Annotated in this window: 25 protein-coding genes, 1 tRNA gene and 1 CRISPR repeat array; of the genes, 20 read left to right on the top strand and 6 right to left on the bottom strand. The window is 66.8% G+C overall.

The genetic code is table 11. The annotated features are described in order from the left end of the window. Positions 1-43 precede the first annotated feature (43 nt). The 19 genes from CKO40_RS11315 to CKO40_RS25355 all read left to right on the top strand — a co-directional run bounded on the left by CKO40_RS11315 (position 44) and on the right by CKO40_RS25355 (position 14,277). Positions 44-1,363 carry a nucleotide sugar dehydrogenase gene (locus CKO40_RS11315; RefSeq protein ID WP_200346318.1) on the top strand — a complete coding sequence of 440 codons (1,320 nt, stop codon included), beginning with the start codon at positions 44-46 and terminating at the stop codon, positions 1,361-1,363. Between the two features lie 211 nt (positions 1,364-1,574). After that, positions 1,575-1,650, top strand: a tRNA-Gly gene (locus CKO40_RS11320). A gap of 82 nt (positions 1,651-1,732) precedes the next feature. Further along, entirely contained in the window at positions 1,733-2,614 is an 882-nt protein-coding gene (locus tag CKO40_RS11325) for a tyrosine-type recombinase/integrase (protein ID WP_200346319.1), read from the top strand. Beyond that, the gene (locus CKO40_RS11330) at positions 2,614-3,159 is read left to right on the top strand and encodes a hypothetical protein (protein ID WP_200346320.1); all 546 of its coding nucleotides are present in this window, start codon (positions 2,614-2,616) and stop codon (positions 3,157-3,159) included. Before CKO40_RS11325 ends, CKO40_RS11330 begins: the two co-directional genes overlap by 1 nt. 118 nt (positions 3,160-3,277) lie before the next feature. Next, complete coding sequence (locus CKO40_RS11335; protein WP_200346321.1) at positions 3,278-3,532, top strand: hypothetical protein; 255 nt, start codon at positions 3,278-3,280, stop codon at positions 3,530-3,532. Between the two features lie 11 nt (positions 3,533-3,543). Then, a complete protein-coding gene (locus CKO40_RS11340) occupies positions 3,544-3,909 on the top strand; it encodes a hypothetical protein (protein ID WP_200346322.1) in 366 nt (121 codons plus the stop codon). Beyond that, entirely contained in the window at positions 3,906-4,058 is a 153-nt protein-coding gene (locus tag CKO40_RS11345) for a hypothetical protein (protein WP_200346323.1), read from the top strand. The genes CKO40_RS11340 and CKO40_RS11345 overlap by 4 nt, the downstream gene beginning before the upstream one ends. A 154-nt stretch (positions 4,059-4,212) precedes the next feature. Continuing rightward, a complete protein-coding gene (locus tag CKO40_RS11350) occupies positions 4,213-6,810 on the top strand; it encodes a phage/plasmid primase, P4 family (protein ID WP_200346324.1) in 2,598 nt (865 codons plus the stop codon). After that, positions 6,800-7,129 carry a hypothetical protein gene (locus tag CKO40_RS11355; protein ID WP_200346325.1) on the top strand — a complete coding sequence of 110 codons (330 nt, stop codon included), beginning with the start codon at positions 6,800-6,802 and terminating at the stop codon, positions 7,127-7,129. The genes CKO40_RS11350 and CKO40_RS11355 overlap by 11 nt, the downstream gene beginning before the upstream one ends. After that, entirely contained in the window at positions 7,126-7,515 is a 390-nt protein-coding gene (locus CKO40_RS11360) for a hypothetical protein (RefSeq protein WP_200346326.1), read from the top strand. Before CKO40_RS11355 ends, CKO40_RS11360 begins: the two co-directional genes overlap by 4 nt. A gap of 110 nt (positions 7,516-7,625) precedes the next feature. Beyond that, positions 7,626-7,820: a hypothetical protein gene (locus CKO40_RS11365; protein ID WP_200346327.1), complete on the top strand. Its 195-nt coding sequence runs from the start codon at positions 7,626-7,628 to the stop codon at positions 7,818-7,820. Positions 7,821-7,822: 2 nt separating this feature from the next. Then, a complete protein-coding gene (locus tag CKO40_RS11370) occupies positions 7,823-8,113 on the top strand; it encodes a Mor transcription activator family protein (RefSeq protein ID WP_200346328.1) in 291 nt (96 codons plus the stop codon). Beyond that, on the top strand, positions 8,110-8,538 hold the full coding sequence (locus tag CKO40_RS11375; RefSeq protein ID WP_200346329.1) for a hypothetical protein: 429 nt from the start codon (positions 8,110-8,112) through the stop codon (positions 8,536-8,538). Before CKO40_RS11370 ends, CKO40_RS11375 begins: the two co-directional genes overlap by 4 nt. 67 nt (positions 8,539-8,605) lie before the next feature. Continuing rightward, a complete protein-coding gene (locus tag CKO40_RS11380) occupies positions 8,606-9,046 on the top strand; it encodes a hypothetical protein (RefSeq protein WP_200346330.1) in 441 nt (146 codons plus the stop codon). Beyond that, the gene (locus CKO40_RS11385) at positions 9,043-9,429 is read left to right on the top strand and encodes a head decoration protein (RefSeq protein WP_200346331.1); all 387 of its coding nucleotides are present in this window, start codon (positions 9,043-9,045) and stop codon (positions 9,427-9,429) included. The genes CKO40_RS11380 and CKO40_RS11385 overlap by 4 nt, the downstream gene beginning before the upstream one ends. Before the next feature lie 11 nt (positions 9,430-9,440). Beyond that, a complete protein-coding gene (locus CKO40_RS11390) occupies positions 9,441-10,457 on the top strand; it encodes a major capsid protein (RefSeq protein ID WP_200346332.1) in 1,017 nt (338 codons plus the stop codon). A gap of 9 nt (positions 10,458-10,466) precedes the next feature. Further along, the gene (locus CKO40_RS11395; protein ID WP_200346333.1) at positions 10,467-11,420 is read left to right on the top strand and encodes a head maturation protease, ClpP-related; all 954 of its coding nucleotides are present in this window, start codon (positions 10,467-10,469) and stop codon (positions 11,418-11,420) included. A 352-nt stretch (positions 11,421-11,772) separates the two neighbouring features. Continuing rightward, complete coding sequence (locus tag CKO40_RS11400; RefSeq protein WP_200346334.1) at positions 11,773-12,306, top strand: hypothetical protein; 534 nt, start codon at positions 11,773-11,775, stop codon at positions 12,304-12,306. A gap of 594 nt (positions 12,307-12,900) precedes the next feature. Then, positions 12,901-13,172: a CRISPR direct-repeat array (repeat unit 28 nt; unit sequence GGTCTCTCCGCGCGCGCGAGGGGTCGCG). Positions 13,173-14,196: 1,024 nt separating this feature from the next. Next, complete coding sequence (locus tag CKO40_RS25355) at positions 14,197-14,277, top strand: hypothetical protein (RefSeq protein WP_420827377.1); 81 nt, start codon at positions 14,197-14,199, stop codon at positions 14,275-14,277. On the opposite strand, the gene CKO40_RS11410 is transcribed toward CKO40_RS25355, so the two are convergent. Continuing rightward, positions 14,255-15,607, bottom strand: coding sequence for an HD domain-containing protein (locus CKO40_RS11410; RefSeq protein ID WP_242476986.1), 1,353 nt, complete (start codon positions 15,605-15,607; stop codon positions 14,255-14,257). The two genes, CKO40_RS25355 and CKO40_RS11410, sit on opposite strands and share 23 nt — an antisense overlap. 381 nt (positions 15,608-15,988) lie before the next feature. On the opposite strand from CKO40_RS11410, the gene CKO40_RS11415 reads away from it, so the two are divergent. Then, positions 15,989-16,300, top strand: a complete 312-nt coding sequence (locus CKO40_RS11415) for a hypothetical protein (protein WP_200346336.1) — start codon at positions 15,989-15,991, stop codon at positions 16,298-16,300. Here the strand turns inward: CKO40_RS11415 and CKO40_RS11420 are convergent. The 5 genes from CKO40_RS11420 to CKO40_RS11440 form a co-directional block, all read right to left on the bottom strand. Then, positions 16,297-16,503: a hypothetical protein gene (locus tag CKO40_RS11420; RefSeq protein ID WP_200346337.1), complete on the bottom strand. Its 207-nt coding sequence runs from the start codon at positions 16,501-16,503 to the stop codon at positions 16,297-16,299. The two genes, CKO40_RS11415 and CKO40_RS11420, sit on opposite strands and share 4 nt — an antisense overlap. A gap of 37 nt (positions 16,504-16,540) precedes the next feature. Further along, positions 16,541-17,167 (bottom strand): molybdenum cofactor guanylyltransferase MobA, encoded by a 627-nt coding sequence (gene mobA / locus CKO40_RS11425; protein WP_200346338.1) that lies wholly within the window; start codon positions 17,165-17,167, stop codon positions 16,541-16,543. A gap of 67 nt (positions 17,168-17,234) precedes the next feature. Next, a complete protein-coding gene (gene pdxH, locus CKO40_RS11430; protein WP_200346339.1) occupies positions 17,235-17,909 on the bottom strand; it encodes a pyridoxamine 5'-phosphate oxidase in 675 nt (224 codons plus the stop codon). Between the two features lie 14 nt (positions 17,910-17,923). Then, complete coding sequence (locus tag CKO40_RS24345) at positions 17,924-18,454, bottom strand: DUF2934 domain-containing protein (RefSeq protein WP_242476987.1); 531 nt, start codon at positions 18,452-18,454, stop codon at positions 17,924-17,926. A gap of 134 nt (positions 18,455-18,588) precedes the next feature. After that, positions 18,589-21,237, bottom strand: coding sequence for an FtsX-like permease family protein (locus CKO40_RS11440; protein WP_200346340.1), 2,649 nt, complete (start codon positions 21,235-21,237; stop codon positions 18,589-18,591). Positions 21,238-21,244 lie beyond the last annotated feature (7 nt).

The raw sequence follows: 21,244 nt of genomic DNA on the forward strand, positions 1-21,244 counted from the left end.
TCTTGAAAACGACCCGCTTGGGACCGGCCTGGGATCGCTACACATGTCCATTACCCATCTGACGGCTCCCGATGCGCTGATTGGCGTCATCGGTCTTGGTTACGTTGGCTTACCGCTCGCAGTTGAATTCGGTCGCCATCGGCCAGTGCTCGGCTTCGACATCAATCCCCGACGTATCGCGGAGCTCGAGGCTGGGCGAGACAGTACGCGCGAGGTCGAGCCCGAGGAGCTCAAGGCTGCCTCGCAGCTTCGGTTCTCCAGCGATCCCGAGGCGCTTGCCGCCTGTCGCATCTTTATCGTCACGGTGCCGACGCCGGTCGATGTCCATAAGCGTCCTGATCTGACGCCCTTGCTCAAGGCCTCAGAGACCGTCGGCAAGGCCCTTGCGCCTGGCGATCTCGTGATCTATGAGTCGACCGTCTACCCAGGCTGCACGGAGGAGGACTGCGTTCCGGTCCTCGAGCGCGAATCCGGTCTGTGCTATCTCAACGGTTCCCACTCGTCTGAGGCATCGGAGGGCTTCTATTGCGGCTACTCGCCGGAGCGGATCAACCCCGGCGATAAAGCGCATCGGCTCCCGAGCATCAAGAAGGTCACCAGCGGCTCGACGCCCGAGGTGGCCGAGTTCGTGGACAGCCTCTATCGCAGCATCATCACCGCCGGCACCCATCAGGCGAGCAGCATCCGGGTTGCCGAAGCCGCCAAGGTCATCGAGAACACCCAGCGCGATCTCAACATCGCTCTGGTCAACGAGCTGGCGTTGATCTTCAACCGGCTCGGCATTGATACGCTGGAGGTGTTGGAGGCGGCCGGCAGCAAGTGGAACTTCCTGCCGTTTCGCCCCGGCCTGGTCGGCGGCCACTGCATCAGCGTCGACCCTTACTACCTGACCCATAAGGCGGCTGCGATCGGCCACCACCCCGAGGTGATCCTCGCCGGGCGGCGCATCAACGACTGTATGGGTGACCACGTCGCCGAGTCCTTCGTGAAACAGCTGCTGGCCAAAGGTCATCCGATTCCTCAGAGCCGAATCCTGGTGCTTGGCCTGAGCTTCAAAGAGAACTGCCCAGACCTGCGCAACACCCGTGTCGTCGACATCATCGCCGCGTTGCGTGCCTACAGTCTCGAGGTCGACTGCTACGACCCCTGGGTCGATCGGTCCGAGGCCCTTGAGGAATACGGCCTTGAGCTACTTGCCGAGCCGCCGGCGGCCGGGACCTATCAAGGACTTATCCTCGCAGTCGCCCATCGCGAGTTCATCGATCAGGGTGCGGCGGTGCTGCGTGAGTGGGGAACGCCTGATGCGCTGCTCTACGACGTCAAATCGGCGCTACCGAAAGCCGATGTGGACGGTCGGCTCTGACCGGGGGGGTACGGATGGCATCTGGGCGCGCCACGCTGTACTCGGCCGCCTGGCAGTACTTGAGAGCCCTAACAGAATGGCTTCGACGGGCATTCGATCAGAACCTTGCGCGCGTCAATCGGCCTACCGATAGGGTCTCTTCAAGCATGGCGTCTGGCGCGTTACGCAGGGTTGACATCAGGAACCGGGCTGGTACACTAATTAGCTCTTAGCGGGAATAGCTCAGTTGGTAGAGCACAACCTTGCCAAGGTTGGGGTCGCGAGTTCGAGTCTCGTTTCCCGCTCCAAATTCTTGATTTGACTCCGGTTATGCGCCGCCACGGTGATCAGCAACGGTTCTGATCATTTTGCACCCGGAGGCAAATCCCGATGGCGACCCTTGACGCCCTGATCGACGCCTATGTGGCGTCGCGCGAGTTCGACAAGGCCACCCTCGCGCGGCTCGCGTTCTGGCGCGAGCAATTCGGCCCGATCGAGCTGGCCGATATCTCCCCCGATGACGTGGACCGCGCCGTGATCGGGCTCGCCGAGCGCGGCCGGCTGCGCCCGCGCCGCGGCCATCCCACCGAAGCCGCCGGTCAGCCCCTCTCGGGCGCGACCCTCAACCGCTACATCACCCAGCTCGGCAGCCTCTATCGCTATGCGCGGCGGTTGCGCCTGCTGCCGCGCGCGCATGTGCCGCCCACCAAGGGCATCGAGAAAAGCCCCGAGCCGCCGAACCCGGAGCGCTATCTGCGCCCGGAAGAAGTCGAGCGCCTGGTCAAGGTCGCGCGCGTGCTCGACAAGCGTTGGCAACGGTTGCCGGCGCTGATCATCCTCGCCTTCCACACCGGGTTTCGCGCCGGCAACCTGATGGCACTGCGCTGGCGTGATCTCGACCTCGAGCAGGCAACCGCCACGGTGACCAAGACCAAGAACGGCCGCCCGCTGGTCGCGGCCCTCTCGGCGCGCGCCGTCGCCGAGCTCGAGCAACTGCCGCGCGGCAAGCCCGATGAGCTGGTGTTCGCCGGGCGCACCGGACGCGCGTACCACTTCCGCCGCCTGTGGGATCGCGTCTGCACCGAGGCCGGGCTGCCCGGACGCAACTTCCACCAACTGCGCCACGGCTGCGGCTCGGCGCTCGCGCAAGCGGGCATCGGACAGGCGCAGATCATGGCCATCCTCGGGCATCAGACCCTCAGCGCAAGCGGGCGCTACATGCACCACAGCACCGAGGATAAGCGCGCGGTCGTCGAAAAGGTGTTCGGCTGATGGAGACCCCCGGGCCGCTGGACGCGCTCACCCCCTGCCAGCGCACCGTCGTGCGCGTGAAGATCCACCTCGCCAAGCGGCGCGCTGCCACGCGCCGAACGCTGCGCTGGACGCGACGCCTGGCTGATCGGCTGCGACGCGCCTTCGCCGCCGCGCCGCCCGCGCTTCAAGCGCGCCTGCTCGCCGGCGACCCGCAGACCGCCCCATTGGCGGCCCTCTGGCTGAACGTCGAACTGGTCGCGCGCACGGCGGAGGCCACCGCGGAACGACTCAACCAGGCGCACGCGCTGCGGCGGCGCCAGCGGGCCGATCTCGAGCGCCGCGTCACGTTCATCGTCAAGCGCCAAATAGCGACCGATGACGTGTTCGCGCTCGCCGAGGAAGAGCTGCGCACCCAAGGGCAGCGCTGCGGCCGGCGCCTGCTGCACAAAACCGCCTGGTCGGTCGCCGGGCGCCTGGGGTACACGGACGTGCAACGGGAGCAGATCACCGAGACCGCCGCGCGGCACTACCTCGCCAAGCGCCGAAAGGGCAGGGGTGAATAGCCAAGCGGGAGGGATGACCCATCGCTCCCGGTCTGCTCCTTCGCGCTTGGCGCGCGCCCGTTATCGTTCCCTTATCGCCGTGGCGGCGATAACCGGTAACGACGACGAGGGTACATCCATGTCCGACCATCCCCATCCCACCGACCGCATCGAAGACTTCAAGCCCTGGCGTGCTTGGGTCGCCGACGACGCCGGGAGCGTCTTCCCGACCTTCGCGGCCTTCGAGTGGTTTGTTCGGAAGCATCACGATCGCCTTGTCGACAGCGGTCAGTTCATCCCGCGCCGCGGCCCCGCCGGGAGTCTCGCCGGGCCGCATCTCGGGGCCGTGGTGCTCGAGATCCTGCGCGATGAAGCGCGCCGCGCGGCGGCATAGGAGGCCCAGTCATGACCCCACTTCAGGCGCAGACCCTCTATGACCTCGCTTCCGGCGCCCATGCCGCCGCCTTCGCGGCCCAAGCCGAGGACGACCTCGACCAGCGCTATGGACTACTCGCGGCCCTTGAGCACCTGACCTCGGAGCTGAAGCGCATCACTTGGTCCATCATCGAATCTGTTGATGACGACCTGGTCGATGACGGTCCCGCCGGGGTACACCGCGTGACCGTGCCGCTCACGCGCGACGAGTACACCATCCTCGACCACGCCGCCGCGGCGGCGCAGCAGACCCCCGAGGAGCTCTTGGCGCAGCTGATCCGCGAGCGCATCCGGCGCGCCGCGAATCGTGTTGCCCCAGAGGGCGATGCCCAATGAGCCACCGCCGCCGCGACCGCCGCGAAGCCCGCCAGCGCGAGCGCTGGCACGGCCCCCAGAAAAGGAAAGCCCGGCCGATGGATGAGATCGACCGGGCTGAAATGGATAACCAACCGTCCGATGCGGTGTTGACCGCACCGCATCGGTAAAGCCTTGACCGCCTCACGGTCTCGGCACCGGCACCTGCAATGATACCGCATCGTGGATCATGCTTGGTGCAAAAGGAAACCCCTTCCTTTTGCACCAAGCCGCGCGTGCCAGCGCCGCCCGACCTGGCGGTCGATCAACCGGAGATCGACCATCTTGACCCGACCCACCACGCCCAAACGCGAGCCCGATCTCGCCCAAGCCCGCCGCTTCCTCGAGCTGCTCGACCCCGAGGCGGAGACCTTCCACTTCCAGACCTTTGCCGACCCCAAGCCCGAGACCTTCGACAACGAAGCCCAGCGTAAGGGGCTCGCGCGCGCCCTGCACGGATCGCTCGAGGAGCACACCGAAACCCTGACGCGCCTGAACAACCGGGGCGCGGGTGTCTTCGTGACGATCAACGCGGTACTCGGCGCCCGCCGCACCAATCGCAACGTCCAGCGTATTCGTGCTTGCTTCGCGGATTTTGACCCCCCGAAGACCGAGCCCGCGCCGGCCCGCTTCCCCCTCGATCCCGTCATCACGGTCGAGACCTCACCGGGCCGTCGGCACGTCTACTGGACCGTGGACGGTCTCCCCGTCGCCGCCTTCTCCCCTCAGCAACAAGCGATCGTGGCCGCGCTCGGCAGCGACCCAGCCCCCACTGATCCCGCGCGGGTGATGCGCCTGCCGGGCTTCTGGCACGTCAAGGACCCGGCGGCGCCGCACCTGGTCCGGATCATCGACGAAGACCCGCGTCTTCCGTACACCCCCGAGCAGATCGCGGCCGCCTTCCCCCCTCAGGGGGCTTCACGTGAAGCACGGGACAAGCCCGATCTCGGCTCAGATCCGATCGCGCGCGCCCTGGGAGACCGCGGCCTGGCGCTGGACTGGAAGCCCGACGGCGGCCTGTTCGTGCGCTGCCCCTGGTCTGATGAGCACACGACACCCTCGACCCCGACCAGCTCGATCTACTACCCACCGCATACCGGCGGCTATTCCGGCGGCGCCTATGTGTGCCAGCACGCCCACTGCCGAGACCGCACGATCGCCGATCTGCGCCGCTTCCTCCGCGAGGATGGAACCGATGATCCTGGGGCAAAACGGAAGGCTTCCGGATTGCACCAGGAAGAATTTCAGAATAATAGTGCTAGCAACCCATTCGGTTCATTCGCTACGGGGGTTCAACCCACTCGAAACCCGCTCGAAACCCACTCGCAACCCGCTCGGATGGAGTGGGGTTCGCTGGTCGATGAGTTCGTAGACGACAAGGGCCAGACCAAGCAACGCCGCAAGATCGATAGCCTCGCGGCCGTCGTCGTGGCCGATGCCTTGCGCGATGAGCTCGCCTGGGATGCTGATGCGGGCTGCTGGCTGACCTGGCAGGAATCGCACTGGCAGACGCACATTCAGCCGTCTCCGGCCGATACCCTGCTCGCGCATGCGGTACGCATCGGTTGCGGCGAGCACGGTTATCGACTCAGCTACCTGTCCGGCATCACCCAGCTCGTGCAGCGTCTCGATCTGCTCGCACGCCCTGCGCGCCCCGAGGGTGTCGTCCCGTTCCGCAATGGGCTGCTCGACCTGGCGACCGGTGAGCTCTACGCGCCAACCCCGAGCCACGCGCTCGACTGGTGCTTGCCGCACGACTACGACCCCAAGGCCACCTGTCCCAGCATCCACGCCTGGCTGCTGCGCGCGACCGACCACGATGGCGAGACGGTCGAGTTACTGCGCGCCTGGCTCGCTGCCCTGGTGCGTGGGATTCCGCTACAGAAGTTCCTGGTCCTGATCGGCCGCGGCGGCACTGGCAAGGGCACCTTTCAGCGGCTCGCTGCCGCGCTGGTTGGCGATGCGAACGTGGCGATCTCGACGCTGCGCGACCTCGAGGGCAACCGCTTCGAGACCGCCAAGCTCTACGGCAAACGGCTGTGCATGATCAATGAGGCCGGGCGCCATGGTGGTGCGTTGAACATGCTCAAGAGCATGACTGGCGGCGACGCGCTGCCTCTCGAGCGCAAGCATCAGCAGCAGACCGGAACCTTCGTCTTCGACGGGCTGACGCTGCTCGCGACCAACGAGGATGTGCAATCGACCGATGCGACCTCCGGGCTCGAGCGCCGCCGCGTGACCGTGCGCTTCCCAACCACCGCCACCGAAGCCGAGCGCGCGGACTGGCAAGCCCGCGGCGGCGAGGCTGGTGTCCTGCATGCGGAGATCCCCGGGCTGATCAACTGGCTGTTGCAGCTCGACGAGCGCGCGATCCGCCAGCGCTTCGAGCAGCTACCCGAGTCGGTGCGCAAGGAGAACCTCCTCGGTATGGCTGCCGGCAATCCCGTTGCGGATTGGCTGATCAACTGCACGGTTGCCGATCCTGACGCCTACTTGCAGATCGGTTCGCTCGGACAAGACGAGCAAGGCCGCCCCACGTTCAAGCACGCTCACGACTGGGCCTACCCGAACTACCGTGCCTATTGCATCGAGACAGGCCGAGATCGCCCTGTCTCCATCGTGAAGTTCCGCGAGACCGTCAAGGACATTGCTCAGGAGCTTGGCCGCCCTGTCACTGAGCAGCGACACCCTGTCCACCGATCGATGATGCTTCGCGGTATCCGCCTGGCCGCCAACCCATTCGTAACCGAGCGGGTTGCGAGTGGGCTCGAGTGGGATAAGCCATTGAAAAGAATGAACCGAATGGGTTGCGACGAAGTTTCGTCAGAAAAAAATCCCGACGATCCGGATCACACCGAGGAGACCCACCGCTATGTCATGTGATTTGGATGCGATGCTTGAGCGCATGCGCCGCGCGGGCGTCCAGCTCGTCCACCGCACCGGCCGCCTGGTGGTCGAGTCCGAGCGGCCGCTGAGCGATGACCAGCTCGCGTTTATCCGCGAGCACAAGGCCGATCTCCTTGCGGCCATTCCTGAGCACCGGCCGCTGCACCCCCACGAGGTGCAGCGGATCACGGCTTGGCTGGATCGCATCGGCGAGCGTGACCTGGCAGTGCGCGCCGAAGTGCTCGAGCTCGCCGATCAAGATCCCGTGCAGCGCGTCGCCTGGCTGCGCTCATCAGCGGAGGTTGCCGAAGCATGAAGACACGCCGCGACCAAGGCCGCCCGCGGGTGAACTGCCGGGATTGCCGATTCCATGACCCAGCCGACGTGCTCTGTCCGGTCGCCCGAAAGCGACCGGTCACCGAGCCGGGCCGAACAACGACGTGCCAGCGCTTCAAGCCCCGCCGCAAGCACTCCGACCCGCTTGGAGCTCCGGCGCCCCCGCGCCGCTTCGTGACCGATATCGCTCTCGCGACAAAACGTCTGCGCGCATGCGGGCTCGAGTGGGCTGTTCGAGAGCTCGACCTGATCGACGGCCGTCTGGCGATCCGATATCACCCGGCCGCGACGGTCGATGACATGCGGGCCGTCGCCAACGCTTTGGCCGCGGCGGAGGGTGATTCTTCGCCCGCCGTTGATCCCTAAGTCATTGATTACGGGTCCTTCTTCGCGCTCGACGACGCGGGTAGTTCGCACCGCGTTTTTTGCCTGTATACACGATCTATCGATTACGGTTAGTCAATAGAGTTTTATCTATGAGTCAGGCCAATAGCCCCACCACCACCCGACTCGACTTCATGGCCGATGACGCGAGCGAGGCCGGCGACGCCGAGCTCCTGGCCCTGATCGACCGCGCCCGCGCTGGCGACCCTGCCGCGGCGGCAGAATGTCAGCGGGTCATGGACGCGATGAACTGCGGCGACGAGTCCCCCGTCCCGACCGCCTATTGATAATGAGCGACCTTCGCTCGGTGATCGATACGGCTCTCCGCACCGCCGCGGAGGCCCAGGGCCTCGCGCCCGAGCAGATCGACGCGCTGGTTGCCGCGGTCTGGGCAGCCATACAGGCCCGCCTCGGCGGGGAGACCGTCTATATCCACGCCGCGCCCAAAGCCGAGCGCAACGCGGCCATCGTCGCCGCTTGGCGCGGCGGCCGATTCCTCGCCGAGATCGCGCGAGACTTCGATCTCTCCGAAAGCCGAATCCGCCAGATCATCGCCGCCAATCGCAAGCCCGCCCCATGACCACCGACACCGACACCGACACCGCCCGCCAACACCTGTTCGCGCTGTTCCGCCATCTCCTCGCCGCCCCCTCTGAGCCGCTGCCCGCGCCCGTCCGCGACTGGCTGCTCGCCGGGCAGAAGGTCTACCTCGACAGCGCGACCCTCACGCTCGACCAGGCGCTTGGGCTGCGCGCCCGAGGCCGCCCCCATCCCGCCCGCGATTGGCGCCTCGCGCAGCGCGACAAGACGCTGCGCGAGCAGGCCCAGCGTCACGGCTTCACCACCGCCGAGGTGCGTGCCGCCGTCCGGCGCCGCCGTCGCCGTGTCCCAGGCCGCGCCGCGCAAACGCCGCTCGATTGCGCGGTTGATGCCGCCGCGACCTTTGCGCCGCTGCCGGAGTCGACCGACCAGCTCGCGCGCATCCTGCGGCCGCCCGCCGCGTGAAATACCCCCTATCGACGCTTGATGCGCGCGCCCATGCTGATCGCCATCACCCCACCGAGAGCCCAGCATGGACACCACCGACCCCACCGACCCCACCGACGACATCGCCGCCCGCGTCGCCCGGCTCTCCGCTGAGCTGGTCGACCGGATGCAAGAGCGCGAGCTACTGCGCCGCGCCCACCGCCCGCGCGAGGCCGTCCTGCGCGACGCGCGCGCCCTGGTCGACGACGCCGCCGCGCGCTACCGCCGCCGTCTCGCCGACAAGCTCCAAGCCTTTGGCGCGCCCCATGCGCCCGCGCTGCGTCTGTTCGCGGGGCCGGATGCCGATGCCCTCTGCTTCCTGCTGGGAGACCAGATCAAACAAGCGCTCGGCAAGAACGCGCGCGACTGGCCATCCACCCCCGTCGACCGCGAGCGTCGCCTCGAGGAACTGGACAAGACCATCCCCGAGCTCGAGGACGAACTCGCGCGCATCCGTAACCTCTTTATCGATGGAACCCCCACATGAGCGATCACGCCGCCATCACGAGCACCACCTTCGTGCCGCAGCACCTGGTACACGGCAACGCCCATCTGTTGCTCTCCGAGAAGGTCACCATCGCCAGCGGGCAGACCCTCACCGCCGGCGCCATCCTCGGCAAATCGAGCAACGGCAAGCACTACCTCGCCAGCGCCAACGATCTGGCCGGCAGCCCGATCAGCGACGGCCGCGCCAACCCGGTCGCCATCCTGGCCCAGGACATCGACGCCAGCGCTGCCGATCAGGAGGCCATGACGTACACCCGTGGCGACTTCATCGCCGGCGCCTGCTATCACGATGACAGCCTTGACGCCGCCACCGTCACCGCCGCGCTGCGCGATCTCAGCATCCAATTGATCGCCGCCGCGTAAGGAGCCCCATCATGTACGACACCCAATCCCTGGCGCGGCTGATCGAGAACATCCCGCGCCCCTCGAGTTTCCTGCTCGATCTCTGGTTCCCGAGCGTCCAGACCAGCCCCGCCGAGGAGATTGTCTTCGACATCCGCGACGGCGCGCGCAAGGTCGCCCCGTTCGTCTCGCCACTGGTCGCCGGTAAGGTGGTCACCGATCAAGGCTTTCGCACCAACACCTTCTCGCCGGCCTACATCAAGATCAAGACCCCCATCGACCCGAAACGCCCGCTCAAGCGTCAGGCCGGCGAGACCATCGGCGGAGGCTTCCACCCTGGCACCCGCGCCCGCGATCTGGTCGCTGCGCTGGCGGCCGAACATGTCGACATGCTGCACCAGCGCCTGGAGCTGATGGCCGCCGAGGCCCTGCTCGACGGGCAAGTGACCGTCTCCGGCGATCAGTACCCGACCCATGTGGTGGACTTCGGCCGCAAAGCCGAGCACAGCATCGACATCAGCGCTACCGGCGATTGGCTCAGCAGCACCCCGACCAACGATCTCACCGACTGGAGCATGCGCCTCCTGCAAGCCTGCGGGCAGCGCCCCAGCGACGCGGTTATGGGCCTTGCCGCGTATCAGGCATTGATCAAGCATGATGACGTGAAAGAGCGCCTGGAGACCCGCCGCTTGGAGGGAACCCGCCTGCAAGGCGGCCCCGATCTCGCCGCGCCGGGCGCCAGTTACATGGGCGAGCTCGACGGCCTGCCGATCTACGTGCATGTCGACTGGTACGTCGACCCCGACACCGGCGAGGAATCGCTGATCGTCCCGACCAACCACGTCATTCTCGCCGCCCCGGCGCTGAACGGCACGCGCGCGTTCGGGGCCATCCGCGATCATGACCTGAGCTTCATCGCGCAACCGTTCGCCGCCAAGAGCTGGACGGATCATGACCCGAGCGTGCGCTACCTGATGACCCAGAGCGCGCCGCTGATCGTGCCTGTGGTCCCGAATGCCAGCCTGAGCGCCAAGGTACTCCCAGACTGAGGTTGACCCATGAAGACGATCCCGATTGATGGCGTCATCGGCCTGGAGGTCACCACCGCCAGCGTGCGCAGCGCCCTGGCTGGCGCCGAGGATGTGGAACTGCACATCCACTCGCCCGGCGGCTCGGTCTACGAGGCCCTGGGTATTCACAACCTGCTCGCCGCCCACCGCCGCGCGGGCCATCGCATCACCGCCCGCGTGGATGGACTCTGCGCCTCGGCTGCGACCTACATCGCCTGCGTTGCCCACGAGATGCATGTTCCCGCCAACGGCGTCTGGATGGTCCACAGCCCGGCCGCGATGATGATCGGCGACGCGCGCGCCTTCAGTGATGCCGCCTCACACCTGGAGGCCGTCGAGGCCATGATGGTCGACGCCTACAGCCAGCGCACCGGCCGCCCGCCCGAGGCCATCGCCACCGAGGTGGCCGCCGAGACCTACTTGTACGGCCAGCAGATCATCGACGCGGGCTATGCCGATCACCTGACCCCGACCTTGGAACGCCTCCCCGAGGGACAGGCCCAGGCGCTCGCGTTCGCGAAGGGTGCCCTCGCTGATGCCCAGGCGCAGCTGCGCACCCAGGGCGAGCCCTTGCATCCTGAGCGCATCGCCGCCCTGATCGCCCCGAGCGCGACCCGGCAGACCCCGCCGCCTGCGCCGCAACCCGAGCCCAGCGCTCAAGCCGAGCGCGAGCGCATCCTTGGCATCCTTGCCGCCCTCGAGGCCAGCGACCCGCGCACCCAGACCGCCTTGGAGCTGATCGCCGACCCGCATATCAGCGTCGAGAGCGCCGCGCGCATCCTCGCCCGTCTGCCGGCACCGGGCGCACCGTCCGACCGCCCACGCGGCCCGAGCGAGTTCGAGAAGCACATGGCCGCCCTCGGCAACCCGCCCATCACCCCCGACGGCGACGGCGACAACGAGCCCGCCAGCGTCGACTGGGCCGCCGCGTTCAAGTACTAGACCGAATACGCGCGCCGCGCGTGCACCTGAGCTGGGCTAGGGGTTTCAACCGAGCTGTCAGTCCGGTCGAATCCAGCAACTGACGCGAGCTTACCGCAGGTCATCCCCCGCCCCGGCCGAGGGTAAGTAAGCAGCCGGGACCCCACGCCCGCCACGGTTCGCCCTGGTGGGCTTTTTCGTGTGCGACCGAACGGCCACAAGTGAGAAATCCTCACTTATTGACCGTTACCGCGTAACGATGGCGATGATGGGCTGTTACGGCGAGAGGCCGATTCAGATTTGAATTGGCCTTGCCCGTTACCGTGTAACGGCCTACACTGACCGTTACTCGGTAACGAAGTGAGGCCCTATCATGGCCATGACCAACGCAGAACGGCAGCGGCACTACCGACAGCGGCACCTGAAGGCCGTTGACGGATCAGGCGAGCGGCTGAGCATCATCCTCTCCCTGCAAGCCAAGACGGCCCTCGGGCGGCTGGCGTCCTTCCACGGCACCAGCCAGCGCGCGACCCTCGAGCGGCTGATCCTGGATGCACAGGCCCACATCACCCGTGGGCTGACGCCTGAGCAGCAAGACCAGTATCACGACCAGACCTTGACGGCCGAAGCGTTACCCGGTAACAACGATGACAGTCCGTTACCGCGTAACGATGAGGATGACGGGCTGTTACCGCGTAACAGCGAAGGCAAGAGACCGTTACCCGGTAACGCGACCGTACCGCGTCCTGACTACCCGAGCGAGGCGCGACAGATGGCCGTCCGGATGGCCGATGAGGGCAAGCCGAACAAGGCCATCAGGCAAGCCCTGATGGACACCTGCGGCCGGGCGCCATCGAGCCGCAACCTCAGCAAAGCGCTACGGGCCTGGCGCGCTGGCGGCTGGTGAATACCGAGAATCCTGGTCACTCCGCATGCGCGCGGAGTGAGGGCAATTCGGGATTCGAATCCCGATTTTGAATCGGGTCACTCCGCATGCGCGCGGAGTGAGGGGCGCCCTGCAAATCAGCATGGTCCAGATTTGGACCATGGTTTCTCCGCGCGCGCGAGGGGTCGCGTTTCAAATGCGACCCTTTAGCACTCTAGTGCTAGCTTTGCCCGTTACCGCGTAACGATGGCGATGATGGGCTGTTACCCGGTAACGGACATTTCGCGGCTCACACTTGAGCCACCAGAACGCACCACCGCCCGCGCGAAGGGGCAACGATCGGCTAGAAATCAAGCCGATGTCTTATCACCCCCGCCCTGGTCGCGCCCCTGCTACCCCTCGCTGATGTCAACCACCGCGGGACCGACCAGAATGATAGGCAGCACCTATCGGGCATGGATTTTGGCGGGTTAGCTTCGTCAATGGGTTAGAGAATCCAAAGCATGAAACGTACCCATAGGCAGGCCCGATCGTCCCGGCATGGCCCCGATGTTGCTTAGGGCGCAGCGCGAGCGGCGACCTAAAGGGGGAGGTCCAGTAGACCCCCTATCTCGAGGTCTCTCCGCGCGCGCGAGGGGTCGCGCCCGACATCGGGCACGACCAAGCCCGCGCCAACGGTCTCTCCGCGCGCGCGAGGGGTCGCGGATTTTATCCGTTGGAGGTAATTCGATAACCCCGGTCTCTCCGCGCGCGCGAGGGGTCGCGGGGGACACATGTCCCACGGACAGGACTCGGTAAGGTCTCTCCGCGCGCGCGAGGGGTCGCGCGGAACTTTCGGTTCCATTCTTACCGGCATGGAGGTCTCTCCGCGCGCGCGAGGGGTAACGCAAATCTGCGTTATCTTGTAAATCATAGACTTGGGTCTTTCCGCACGGCTGCGGAGTGAAGGGCTGCCGAAGGAGATGGTCGTCTCGACAGGGAGGTGCTCTTCGAGATGAAGGTGATGGTCGTCTCGACAGGGAGGTGCTGGTCATCGCGCTGTCTTCGACCCGTTCCTGGGTGAGGTTCTGAACAAATCCGTGTAATGTTGTGCTACTGTTCTCGGTGTATCACTGTGCGCTGCTGTGACCGAGAATCCTTGCCAAGGTTGGGGTCGCGAGTTCGAGTCTCGTTTCCCGCTCCAAATCAAAGATTTAGGCCGGCTCTATGCCGGCCTTTTCATTTCTGTCACGGTTTGTGGCACGACCCACCGCATCGATGTATTCCTGCCGGTGATCCGCTCGGCCTCGGTATCGCTATAGGGTTTTGCCTGCCTCACCCGATGAATCCGATTGCGTTGCTTGGGGGCCGGTAGGAGGCGATAGGGCGTCGTTGGGGCGGGGTCGCGCAATGCCCGGCGGGGGACGCCGTGAATACGGTCCCTGTAGGCTCGGCGATCGCCGTCCTGGCGATCGACGCCCCCGCCGGGCATCACCCGACCCCGCCCCTCAAACGTCGGCGTTGTTGGCTCGTCAATAATCGGTAACACTCTCGCTAGCCTTCACCCTTCACCCTTCACCCTTCACCCTTCACCCTTCACCCTTCACCCTACCGGCACCAGCGCGTAGCCGATGACCAGGACGCTGCCGGCGCCCCAGACCAGTTGCTCGAGTCGGTCGCTGTGCTGGCCGCGGGTCATCAGCGGTCTTCCCGGTGCAGGATCGTCACGCCGAAGCCTCTGAGGTAGAGCAGGGCGATGGCTGGGACGAGCGTAATCTGATAGCGGCCCTCGGCAGCTGCGGAGCAGTCGGCGACGGCCTGTTCGAACGCGCCTGAGGGTTCATCGAACACATACCAACGCAGCAATGGCGTGGCGGCCTCCGGCTCGCCGCAGCCGCAGAGCAGCAGCGCGAGGATGCTGAGACAGAAAAGGTGGAATGCGAGCACCTGTCCTTCCGCAACCAAGATCTCGACTGGCAACTCTGGGCCATCAGTCCCTTTCCTGCTGCTTGAGCCGCTCTTCGATATTGCGTGCCAGGCGCGCGATCTGCGGCCAGTCGTAAGTGACGATATCCTGGGCATGGGCGAGGTTGTTGCGCAGCGATTCGAGATCACTCATCACCCGCTTGGCCGCGCCTTTGGTGGGCAACCCGAAGGCGAGGCGTTGTTCTTCGTCGCTCAGCAGGACACGGGCCTTGTCGCCAAACTGAAGACAGTCGGCCAGGTCCACGTGCTGACCACGTCGCCGGCGCTCGGCGAGCAGGGCCTGGGCCTTGTCCAGCCGTCCGGCGGGAAGGCGTTCGGTCCAGCTGCCATCAGGCCAGCGCGAGCGGATGCGCTCCAGCAACTCGATCTCCATCAGCGTGACGATGCCGAACAGCCACATCCGTACCACCGGTTGCTGCATGTCGCCGCGGGTGATGACACCGGCGACGTCGCCCATGGCGGTGACGAAGCAGAAATCGTAGTGGGTGAGCACGTGCACGACCTCGGACAGTGGCGCGTCGCGGCGCACGCGTTGCGCCGGCGCGAAGGCGCGTAGCAGGTCTTCAGGAGCGCGATGCGCCTGCTGGCCCGCGCTCAGATAGCCGATGCAGACACCATCGCGGCGCAGGCCGGCGACCTCGAGGTCATCGGCGCTCGCAAGGGTCTGCAGCACGTCCATGCCGCGTTCGATGTCGAACGAACGCAGTGGCTGGGCGATCTCGCTGGCGGTGAAAGCCTCGGTGAAGAGGCGCAGCGCTCGGCGCTGCGACAGACTGAGCTCGCTGCGCAGGGGTTGACGCGCGTCCTCGGCGACGCTCTGCGGCGGTGCTGGCAGGCCGAGCCGACGGGCGCAGTTGGCCAACGCCTGCTGTGCCCGCCGGAACAGCCGTTCGTCGCCCTCGCCCAGCACATCGAGCAGCGCGGCGGCCTCGCGCAGGTAGACGCGCGCGAAGCCGGGATCGTGGCGACAGATGTCGGTGCAGTTATCGATCAGGTCGGCGAGCTTGACGGTCTTGGCGCGCGCCGAGGCCTGTGCGAGGTGATGCCGGTCGATGGCCTTGCGCTCGCTGCGGTTGCCGTCACTTGGCTTGCTGACGTCGGTGAGCTGCGCGACCAGATCGCGGACGCTGCGCCCGAAGGCGCGCTCGATATCACCGAAGGTGGCGGGTGTGTCCTCGACGGTGTCATGCAGCCAGGCCGCAGCGATCATCTCGGCGTCGTCAGTGACGCTCGCGACCTGCTCGGCGACTGCCTTGAGGTGCTCTTGATAGGGCTGGTTGCTGTACTTGCGGCGTTGATCGATGCGCTGATGGGCCTCGGTGGCAAAACGCCGTGCGTCGGCGACGAGATCAGTCAAGGCTTGGGCTCCATGACATGCCGGATCAGCAACAAGGATACCTGCGAGAACCACTTCTGCGTCAGCGTCCGGTTTCGAGGCGCGAAAGCGCTCGCGCTTGCGAGTCCCCCGCACCTGCCGCCTTCGCCCGGGTCCTGTTGATCGCAGCGCTGCTGAGTGCGTTCGCACCGCCGGCCTGGTCCAGCGAGGACCTCGGCTACCAGTACCAGTCCCCAAGCCGGGTATGCGACCGATCGTGCGCCGCTTCCTAGAGGCTGGGCTCAGCATCTCACCGGCGGGTCAGGGGAGTCGCTCCTACGGCTGCCGACTGCCTTGTGGCCGGCGAGGAATCGACTATCTTTATTTGAATGTCCCCAGAACCTTGCCCAGGAGCGTCCAGACTTGTACGGCTCGATTCGCCGCTATCAGCTCGTCAAGGGAACGCCAGACGTCGTACGCGAGAAGGTGAGTACCACCTTCATGCCGCGCATCAAAACCCTCGACGGCTTCGTCAGCTATTCCGTAATCGTCACCGGGCTCGGTGGCGACGGACTACCGGGTATCGTAACCGTGAGCGTGTTCGATTCTGCTGAGCAGGCCAAGGCATCGAGCAAGCTCGCTGCCGACTGGGCGCGAGAGATGAGCCCGTTCTTCTCGCTGGAGAAGCTCGGCGAGGAGTCCGGGCGGATCGCCTGCCGAGAGGAAGCGGATTAGCCTGCCGTGCCCAGGGGCCGATCGGCCGCGCTGCCGGTGTCTCTCGTGTCCTCGTCGAGATTGCGCTCCTGCGGTTGCTCCTCGGCGGGCCGCCGCTCGGTGATGTCACGAGCGGTCACGACGGCGCCGACGATGCGCCTATCGGTATCGTGGATGGGCCCGAGGTTGTAGCTCCCAACCCAGGCATCGCCGGTACCGGGCAAACTACAGCAGATAGTATACGCCCCCAATGCGGGCGCATTACCGGCGCGCGCTGCGCCGCTGTAACTGCGAACGAATCGTTGCGGCCTGCTCGGGCCGGTTGAGGTTGCTGAAGGCGCTCGGAGGGTCGTCGCAGCGCGTGATCGCAACCGTATGGTGCTCGAGCCAGCCGAAGACGCTGCGGCCGCCCCGGGCGAGATAGTCTTGGAGCTCGTCGCGCGCGGCGCATGGGATCAGCGCATGCAGCGGATGCCGGCGGTGCGCGTCGGCGGCGATGGCGATCTGCGTCTGCTGCTCGATGACGGCCGTCGCCAGGCGGGCGCCGAGATCACTCGGTAGCAGCGGCGTGTCGCAGGGCGAGCACAAGAGCCAGGGCGTCGGCGCGCGCTCGAGGGCGGCGGCGATGCCGGCGAGCGGTCCTTGGAAATCGGCGAGCCGATCGGTGACGAGCGGGTAGCCGAGGGCGCGGTAGTGTTCCAGGTTGCGATTGGCGCTGATCAGCAATGATGTGGTCTGTGGCCGCAGCGCGTCGGCGACCCATTGCACCAGCGGTTTGCCGGCGATCTCGATCAGCCCCTTGTCGGCTCCCCCCATGCGGCGCCCGGCGCCACCGGCCAAGATGAGGCCAGTGATCTGCTCCGGCGTCGGCTCGGGGGTGATCGTCATGCCCCTGCATGGCGCGCGCTTCGGCGTCTCATGGTCATGACGGGGCCTGGCTTCTCGAACCTGCCGATCAGGGCGCGAGGCGCTCGATCGTCCAGTCCGCCTCAGGCGCCTCGCGACGATAGACGAAGCGATCATGCAGGCGATTGTCGCGGCCTTGCCAGAACTCGATGCTGCTCGGAATCACCCGGTAGCCGCCCCAGAAGTCGGGCAATGGGATCTCGCCGCTGCCGAAGCGTTGCTTGATCTCGGCGAACTTCTGCTCCAGCAGCGAGCGCGAGCGGATCACTTGACTCTGCGGCGAGGTCCAGGCGCCGAGCTGGCTGCCGCGGCCGCGGGTGATGAAGTAGCGCAGGGATTCGGCGGTCGGGATGCGCTCGGCGGTGCCGAGAACGGTCACCTGGCGGGCGAGCGCGACCCAGGGGAAGAGCAGGGCGACGCGGTTGTTGGCCTCGATCTGACGCGCCTTGGTGCTCTGATAGTTGGTGAAGAAGACGAAGCCATGCGCGTCGTAGAGCTTGAGCAGCACGGTGCGCAGCGACGGCTGACCCGCGGCGTCGACGGTCGACAGCGCCATCGCATTCGGCTCGGGCAGCCGGGTCGCGATGGTCTCCTCGTACCAGCGCTGGAACTGCAGGATGGGGTCGGGATGGAGCTGGTCTCGGTCCAGGCCCTCATCCATTGCGCGGACGCGAAAGCTGGCCGGGTCCGCGTTGGTCTGATCCGGTGTGCTGAGGTAATCCATCGTCGCTAATAGCGCTAGCGCGTGCGCAGGTGCGCGTCGATCTCGGCCTCGGCTGCAGCCCAGTCCTCGGCTTCGTGGCCGGGCGCGAAGCCGCGTTTCTCGGCGCGGTAGAAGGCGGCCTCTTCGATCATCCGCAGCCGCTCTTCGGGCGTGACCTCGGTCACTGGCGCCAGGCTGACCGGGCGCTCCTCGAGCGGCTTGGTCGGCGGCGTGGCTGGGGCATCGGCTGCCAAGGGCGGCTCTGGGGCCTTGGCGGCGGCTGGGGCCTTGGCTGCTGTCGTCTTGGCGGCCGCTGCCTTTTTCGTGGCGGTCTTCTTGGTAACAGGGGCGGAGCTAGCAGTCGTGCTCGCCGCTGCCGCTGCACCGGTCGCTGTGGCCTTCTTGGTCACCTTCTTCTTGCTCGCCGGCGCGGCGCTCGCGGTCTTGGTGCTGGTCTTCTTGGCCGCGGTCTTCTTGCTGCTGGTCTTCTTGGTGACCGGTTTGGCGTCAGCCGCTTCGGCCTTTGCCTTGGTCTTCTTGGTGACGACCCTTTTGTCTTCAGCCATGGTTGCTTTCGCCTCCGATACTGCTGAGTGTCAGTCGATCAAAAGGGCCTGATGCGGTGTTGGTGTCGTTGGAGTTGCGGCCCCGTTTGGCTCACAGAATACACGACCTTTCTGGTCAATCGAACCTTATTGAGCTATTCCTCCCTGAGGGCCCGGGCTGGGACGGCTCTGGCGGCGCGCATGGCCGGGTAGAGGCCGGCGAGGACGGCGGCGAGCCAGGCGAGGAGGACGCCGGAGACCAAGGTCTGGGCCTCGACCTGCATCGGCATGGTCCAGCCGAACGAGCGCAGGTTGATGACGCTGATCAGCAGGTCGCCCATGGCCAGGCCGAGCGGGATCGCGAGCAGGCCGGCGGCGATGCCCATCGCCGAGGTCTGGATCAGGATCAGCGCACGCAGCTGGCCGCGGGTCATGCCGGTGGCGCGCAGCACGGCGTAGTCGCGGGCGCGCTCGAGCTCGAGCGCCATCAGGGCGCTGAGGATGCCGACGAAGGCGACGCCGATGGCGAGCAGGCGCAGCACCTTGGTGATGGTGAAGGTGCGGTCGAAGATGGTCAGCGACAGCTCGCGGATGGCGCGGTTGGTCTGGACGCTGGCGGCGATGTCGTGGGCGGCGAGCAGGGCGTCGACCTGCTGCCGGACGCTGTCGATCTCGGCGGCCTCGGTCAGGACCAGGCCCAACGAGGAGATGGCGGGGTCGTCCCAGCGCTCGGCGTAGAGCGGGCGCGGCAGGATCAAAGTGCCGCTGTCACTGCCGTAGTCCCGAAAGATGCCGCCAACCTCGAAGTCTTGCCAGCCGTCGGTGGTGAACAATGCGATGCGGTCGCCGACCGCGAGCTGCTGGCGGTAGGCATAGGGCTGCGAGACCAGGACCAGCTCGCCGGCGTGCCAGCGCGGCCAGAGGTCGTCGGCGGTGGGGCCTGCGAAGTCGAAGCCGCGCGGCTGGCCGGTGCTGGACTCGAGCGCGAGGACATGGGTCGTGCCGCCGCGGGCCTGGACGCGGCTCCTGCGGCCCTGGCTGACGGCAACGACCTCGGGGAGCGCGAGCAGGTCATCGGCCAGCCCAGGCGGCAAGGTCTGGCCGCGGCCGGCGCTGCCGCTGGCCTCGCCGGAGATGTAGAGGTCGCTGGTCAGGGTGTTCGCGAGCCAGTCCGAGACACTGGTGCGGAAGCTGCCGATCATGATGCTGACGCCCATCGTGGCCGAGACCGCGACCGCGAGGGCGGCGACGGCGAGACCGGAGCGGGTGATCGAGGCGGTGATACCGCGCGCGGCGAGCCGGCCCTGGATGCCGAACAGGCGGCCGAACAGCGGGGTGGTCAGGGTTGCGAAGCCATGGACGCCAAGCGGCATCAGCAGCGCGGTGCCGAGGATGACTAGGAACAGGGCCAGGAAGCCGATGCTCATCGAACGGGCCGAGAGCGCGATCAGGCCCATGCCGATGACGATCAGCAGGACGCCGGCGCTCGCGAGCCAGGGCAGCAGCCGGCGGGTTTGGCCTTCGATCCGGGTGCGGCGGACGACGTCTCGCGGCTGCGAGCGGGCAGCCTCGAGCGCCGGGCCGAGGGCCGCGAGCAGGGTGACGCCGAGGCCGAGCCCGATCCCTTTGCTGAGCGACCAGGGATCCAGGTGCAGCGTGCGCACGTTGAGCTGAAAGTAGATGTCGTTGATGGTGCGGGTGACCAGTTGCACCAGGCCGGCACCGACGGCGATGCCGAGCAGGACGCCGAGCAGGGCGCCGATCGCCGCCAGCGCCAGGGTCTCGGTGAGGATCAGTGCGAACAGCTGACTGCGGGTGGTGCCGAGCATGCGCAGCGTGCCGAGCAGCGGGCGGCGCTGGAGCACCGCGAAGGTCATGGTGTTGTAGACGATGAAGGCGCCGACCAGCATCGCGAGCAGACTCATCGCGGTGAGATTGGTATGGAAGGCGCGGGTCATCTGGGTCAACGCGTTGGTGCGCTGGGCCGAGGGCTCGAGCCGCAGACCGGGCGGTAGCGCGGCGGCGACGCGCGCGGCCTCGGCGTCGGTCAGGATCAGGTCAATGCGCTCGATCTCGCCGAGGCGGCCGAGGACCTCCTGCGCGGTCGCGATATCGGTCAGCGCGAGCCCGCTGAGCCCGACCTGCTCCGGGATCAGCGCGACCAGGGTCATGCGGGCGCTGTCGGCGCCGAGGTCGACCTCGACCGGATCGCCCACGGTGAGCCCTAGGACGTTGGCGTCGTCGGCGCTGAGGGCGAAGCTGGCCGGGTCGCGCAGCAGGCGCAGCAGCCCACGCGCGGCGGCGCTCGCGTTCATGCCCGGATCGGCGGCGTCCGCGTGCATGCTCGCATCGGCGGCGCGGGCGGCGTCCGCTGCGGCAGGGTCCGACACGGAAGGGTCCGGCGCGGCGATGCCCGCCTCAGCGGCACTGATGAGGCTGCGGCCCAGGTCGGGGCGCAAGGGCGCGGCGGCGAGCGGGTCGAGCCCGAGCAAGGTGAAGCTGCGCCCGCCGATGCGCACCGGCGCGTCGATCGCCGGGGAGGCGGCATTCAGGCGCTGCTCCAGGCGCAGGGTTGCATAGAGCTGCTCGGGGATACTGCCGCTGGCGGCGACGATCTGGTGGGTGGCGGTGCCGGTGACCTGCTCGACCGAGAGCCGAAAGCCGCGCTTGGCGCTCTCATTGGCGAGGTCGACCGCGATCACCACCGCGACGCCGAGCGCGATCCCGGCGACCGACAGCCAGGTCTGCCAGCGATGGCGCGCGAGGTAGCGCCGGCTGGCGTTGATCAGCGCGGCGGTCAGCATGCGTCGC

Origin of the sequence: Halochromatium glycolicum (genome assembly GCF_016584085.1) — a bacterium.
Taxonomy (GTDB): domain Bacteria; phylum Pseudomonadota; class Gammaproteobacteria; order Chromatiales; family Chromatiaceae; genus Lamprobacter; species Lamprobacter glycolicus.

What these genes read in the sequence shown, in the direction of transcription:
- CKO40_RS11385 (WP_200346331.1), top strand. Translation starts at nt 9,043, where the DNA reads ATGAGCGATCACGCCGCCATCACGAGCACCACCTTCGTGCCGCAGCAC.
- CKO40_RS11380 (WP_200346330.1), top strand. Translation starts at nt 8,606, where the DNA reads ATGGACACCACCGACCCCACCGACCCCACCGACGACATCGCCGCCCGC.
- CKO40_RS11365 (WP_200346327.1), top strand. Translation starts at nt 7,626, where the DNA reads ATGAGTCAGGCCAATAGCCCCACCACCACCCGACTCGACTTCATGGCC.
- pdxH (WP_200346339.1), bottom strand. Translation starts at nt 17,909, where the DNA reads ATGGATTACCTCAGCACACCGGATCAGACCAACGCGGACCCGGCCAGC.
- CKO40_RS11340 (WP_200346322.1), top strand. Translation starts at nt 3,544, where the DNA reads ATGACCCCACTTCAGGCGCAGACCCTCTATGACCTCGCTTCCGGCGCC.
- mobA (WP_200346338.1), bottom strand. Translation starts at nt 17,167, where the DNA reads ATGACGATCACCCCCGAGCCGACGCCGGAGCAGATCACTGGCCTCATC.
- CKO40_RS11375 (WP_200346329.1), top strand. Translation starts at nt 8,110, where the DNA reads ATGACCACCGACACCGACACCGACACCGCCCGCCAACACCTGTTCGCG.
- CKO40_RS24345 (WP_242476987.1), bottom strand. Translation starts at nt 18,454, where the DNA reads ATGGCTGAAGACAAAAGGGTCGTCACCAAGAAGACCAAGGCAAAGGCC.
- CKO40_RS11360 (WP_200346326.1), top strand. Translation starts at nt 7,126, where the DNA reads ATGAAGACACGCCGCGACCAAGGCCGCCCGCGGGTGAACTGCCGGGAT.
- CKO40_RS11325 (WP_200346319.1), top strand. Translation starts at nt 1,733, where the DNA reads ATGGCGACCCTTGACGCCCTGATCGACGCCTATGTGGCGTCGCGCGAG.
- CKO40_RS11440 (WP_200346340.1), bottom strand. Translation starts at nt 21,237, where the DNA reads ATGCTGACCGCCGCGCTGATCAACGCCAGCCGGCGCTACCTCGCGCGC.
- CKO40_RS11330 (WP_200346320.1), top strand. Translation starts at nt 2,614, where the DNA reads ATGGAGACCCCCGGGCCGCTGGACGCGCTCACCCCCTGCCAGCGCACC.
- CKO40_RS11355 (WP_200346325.1), top strand. Translation starts at nt 6,800, where the DNA reads ATGTCATGTGATTTGGATGCGATGCTTGAGCGCATGCGCCGCGCGGGC.
- CKO40_RS11315 (WP_200346318.1), top strand. Translation starts at nt 44, where the DNA reads ATGTCCATTACCCATCTGACGGCTCCCGATGCGCTGATTGGCGTCATC.
- CKO40_RS11400 (WP_200346334.1), top strand. Translation starts at nt 11,773, where the DNA reads ATGGCCATGACCAACGCAGAACGGCAGCGGCACTACCGACAGCGGCAC.
- CKO40_RS11345 (WP_200346323.1), top strand. Translation starts at nt 3,906, where the DNA reads ATGAGCCACCGCCGCCGCGACCGCCGCGAAGCCCGCCAGCGCGAGCGC.
- CKO40_RS11395 (WP_200346333.1), top strand. Translation starts at nt 10,467, where the DNA reads ATGAAGACGATCCCGATTGATGGCGTCATCGGCCTGGAGGTCACCACC.
- CKO40_RS11370 (WP_200346328.1), top strand. Translation starts at nt 7,823, where the DNA reads ATGAGCGACCTTCGCTCGGTGATCGATACGGCTCTCCGCACCGCCGCG.
- CKO40_RS11390 (WP_200346332.1), top strand. Translation starts at nt 9,441, where the DNA reads ATGTACGACACCCAATCCCTGGCGCGGCTGATCGAGAACATCCCGCGC.
- CKO40_RS11335 (WP_200346321.1), top strand. Translation starts at nt 3,278, where the DNA reads ATGTCCGACCATCCCCATCCCACCGACCGCATCGAAGACTTCAAGCCC.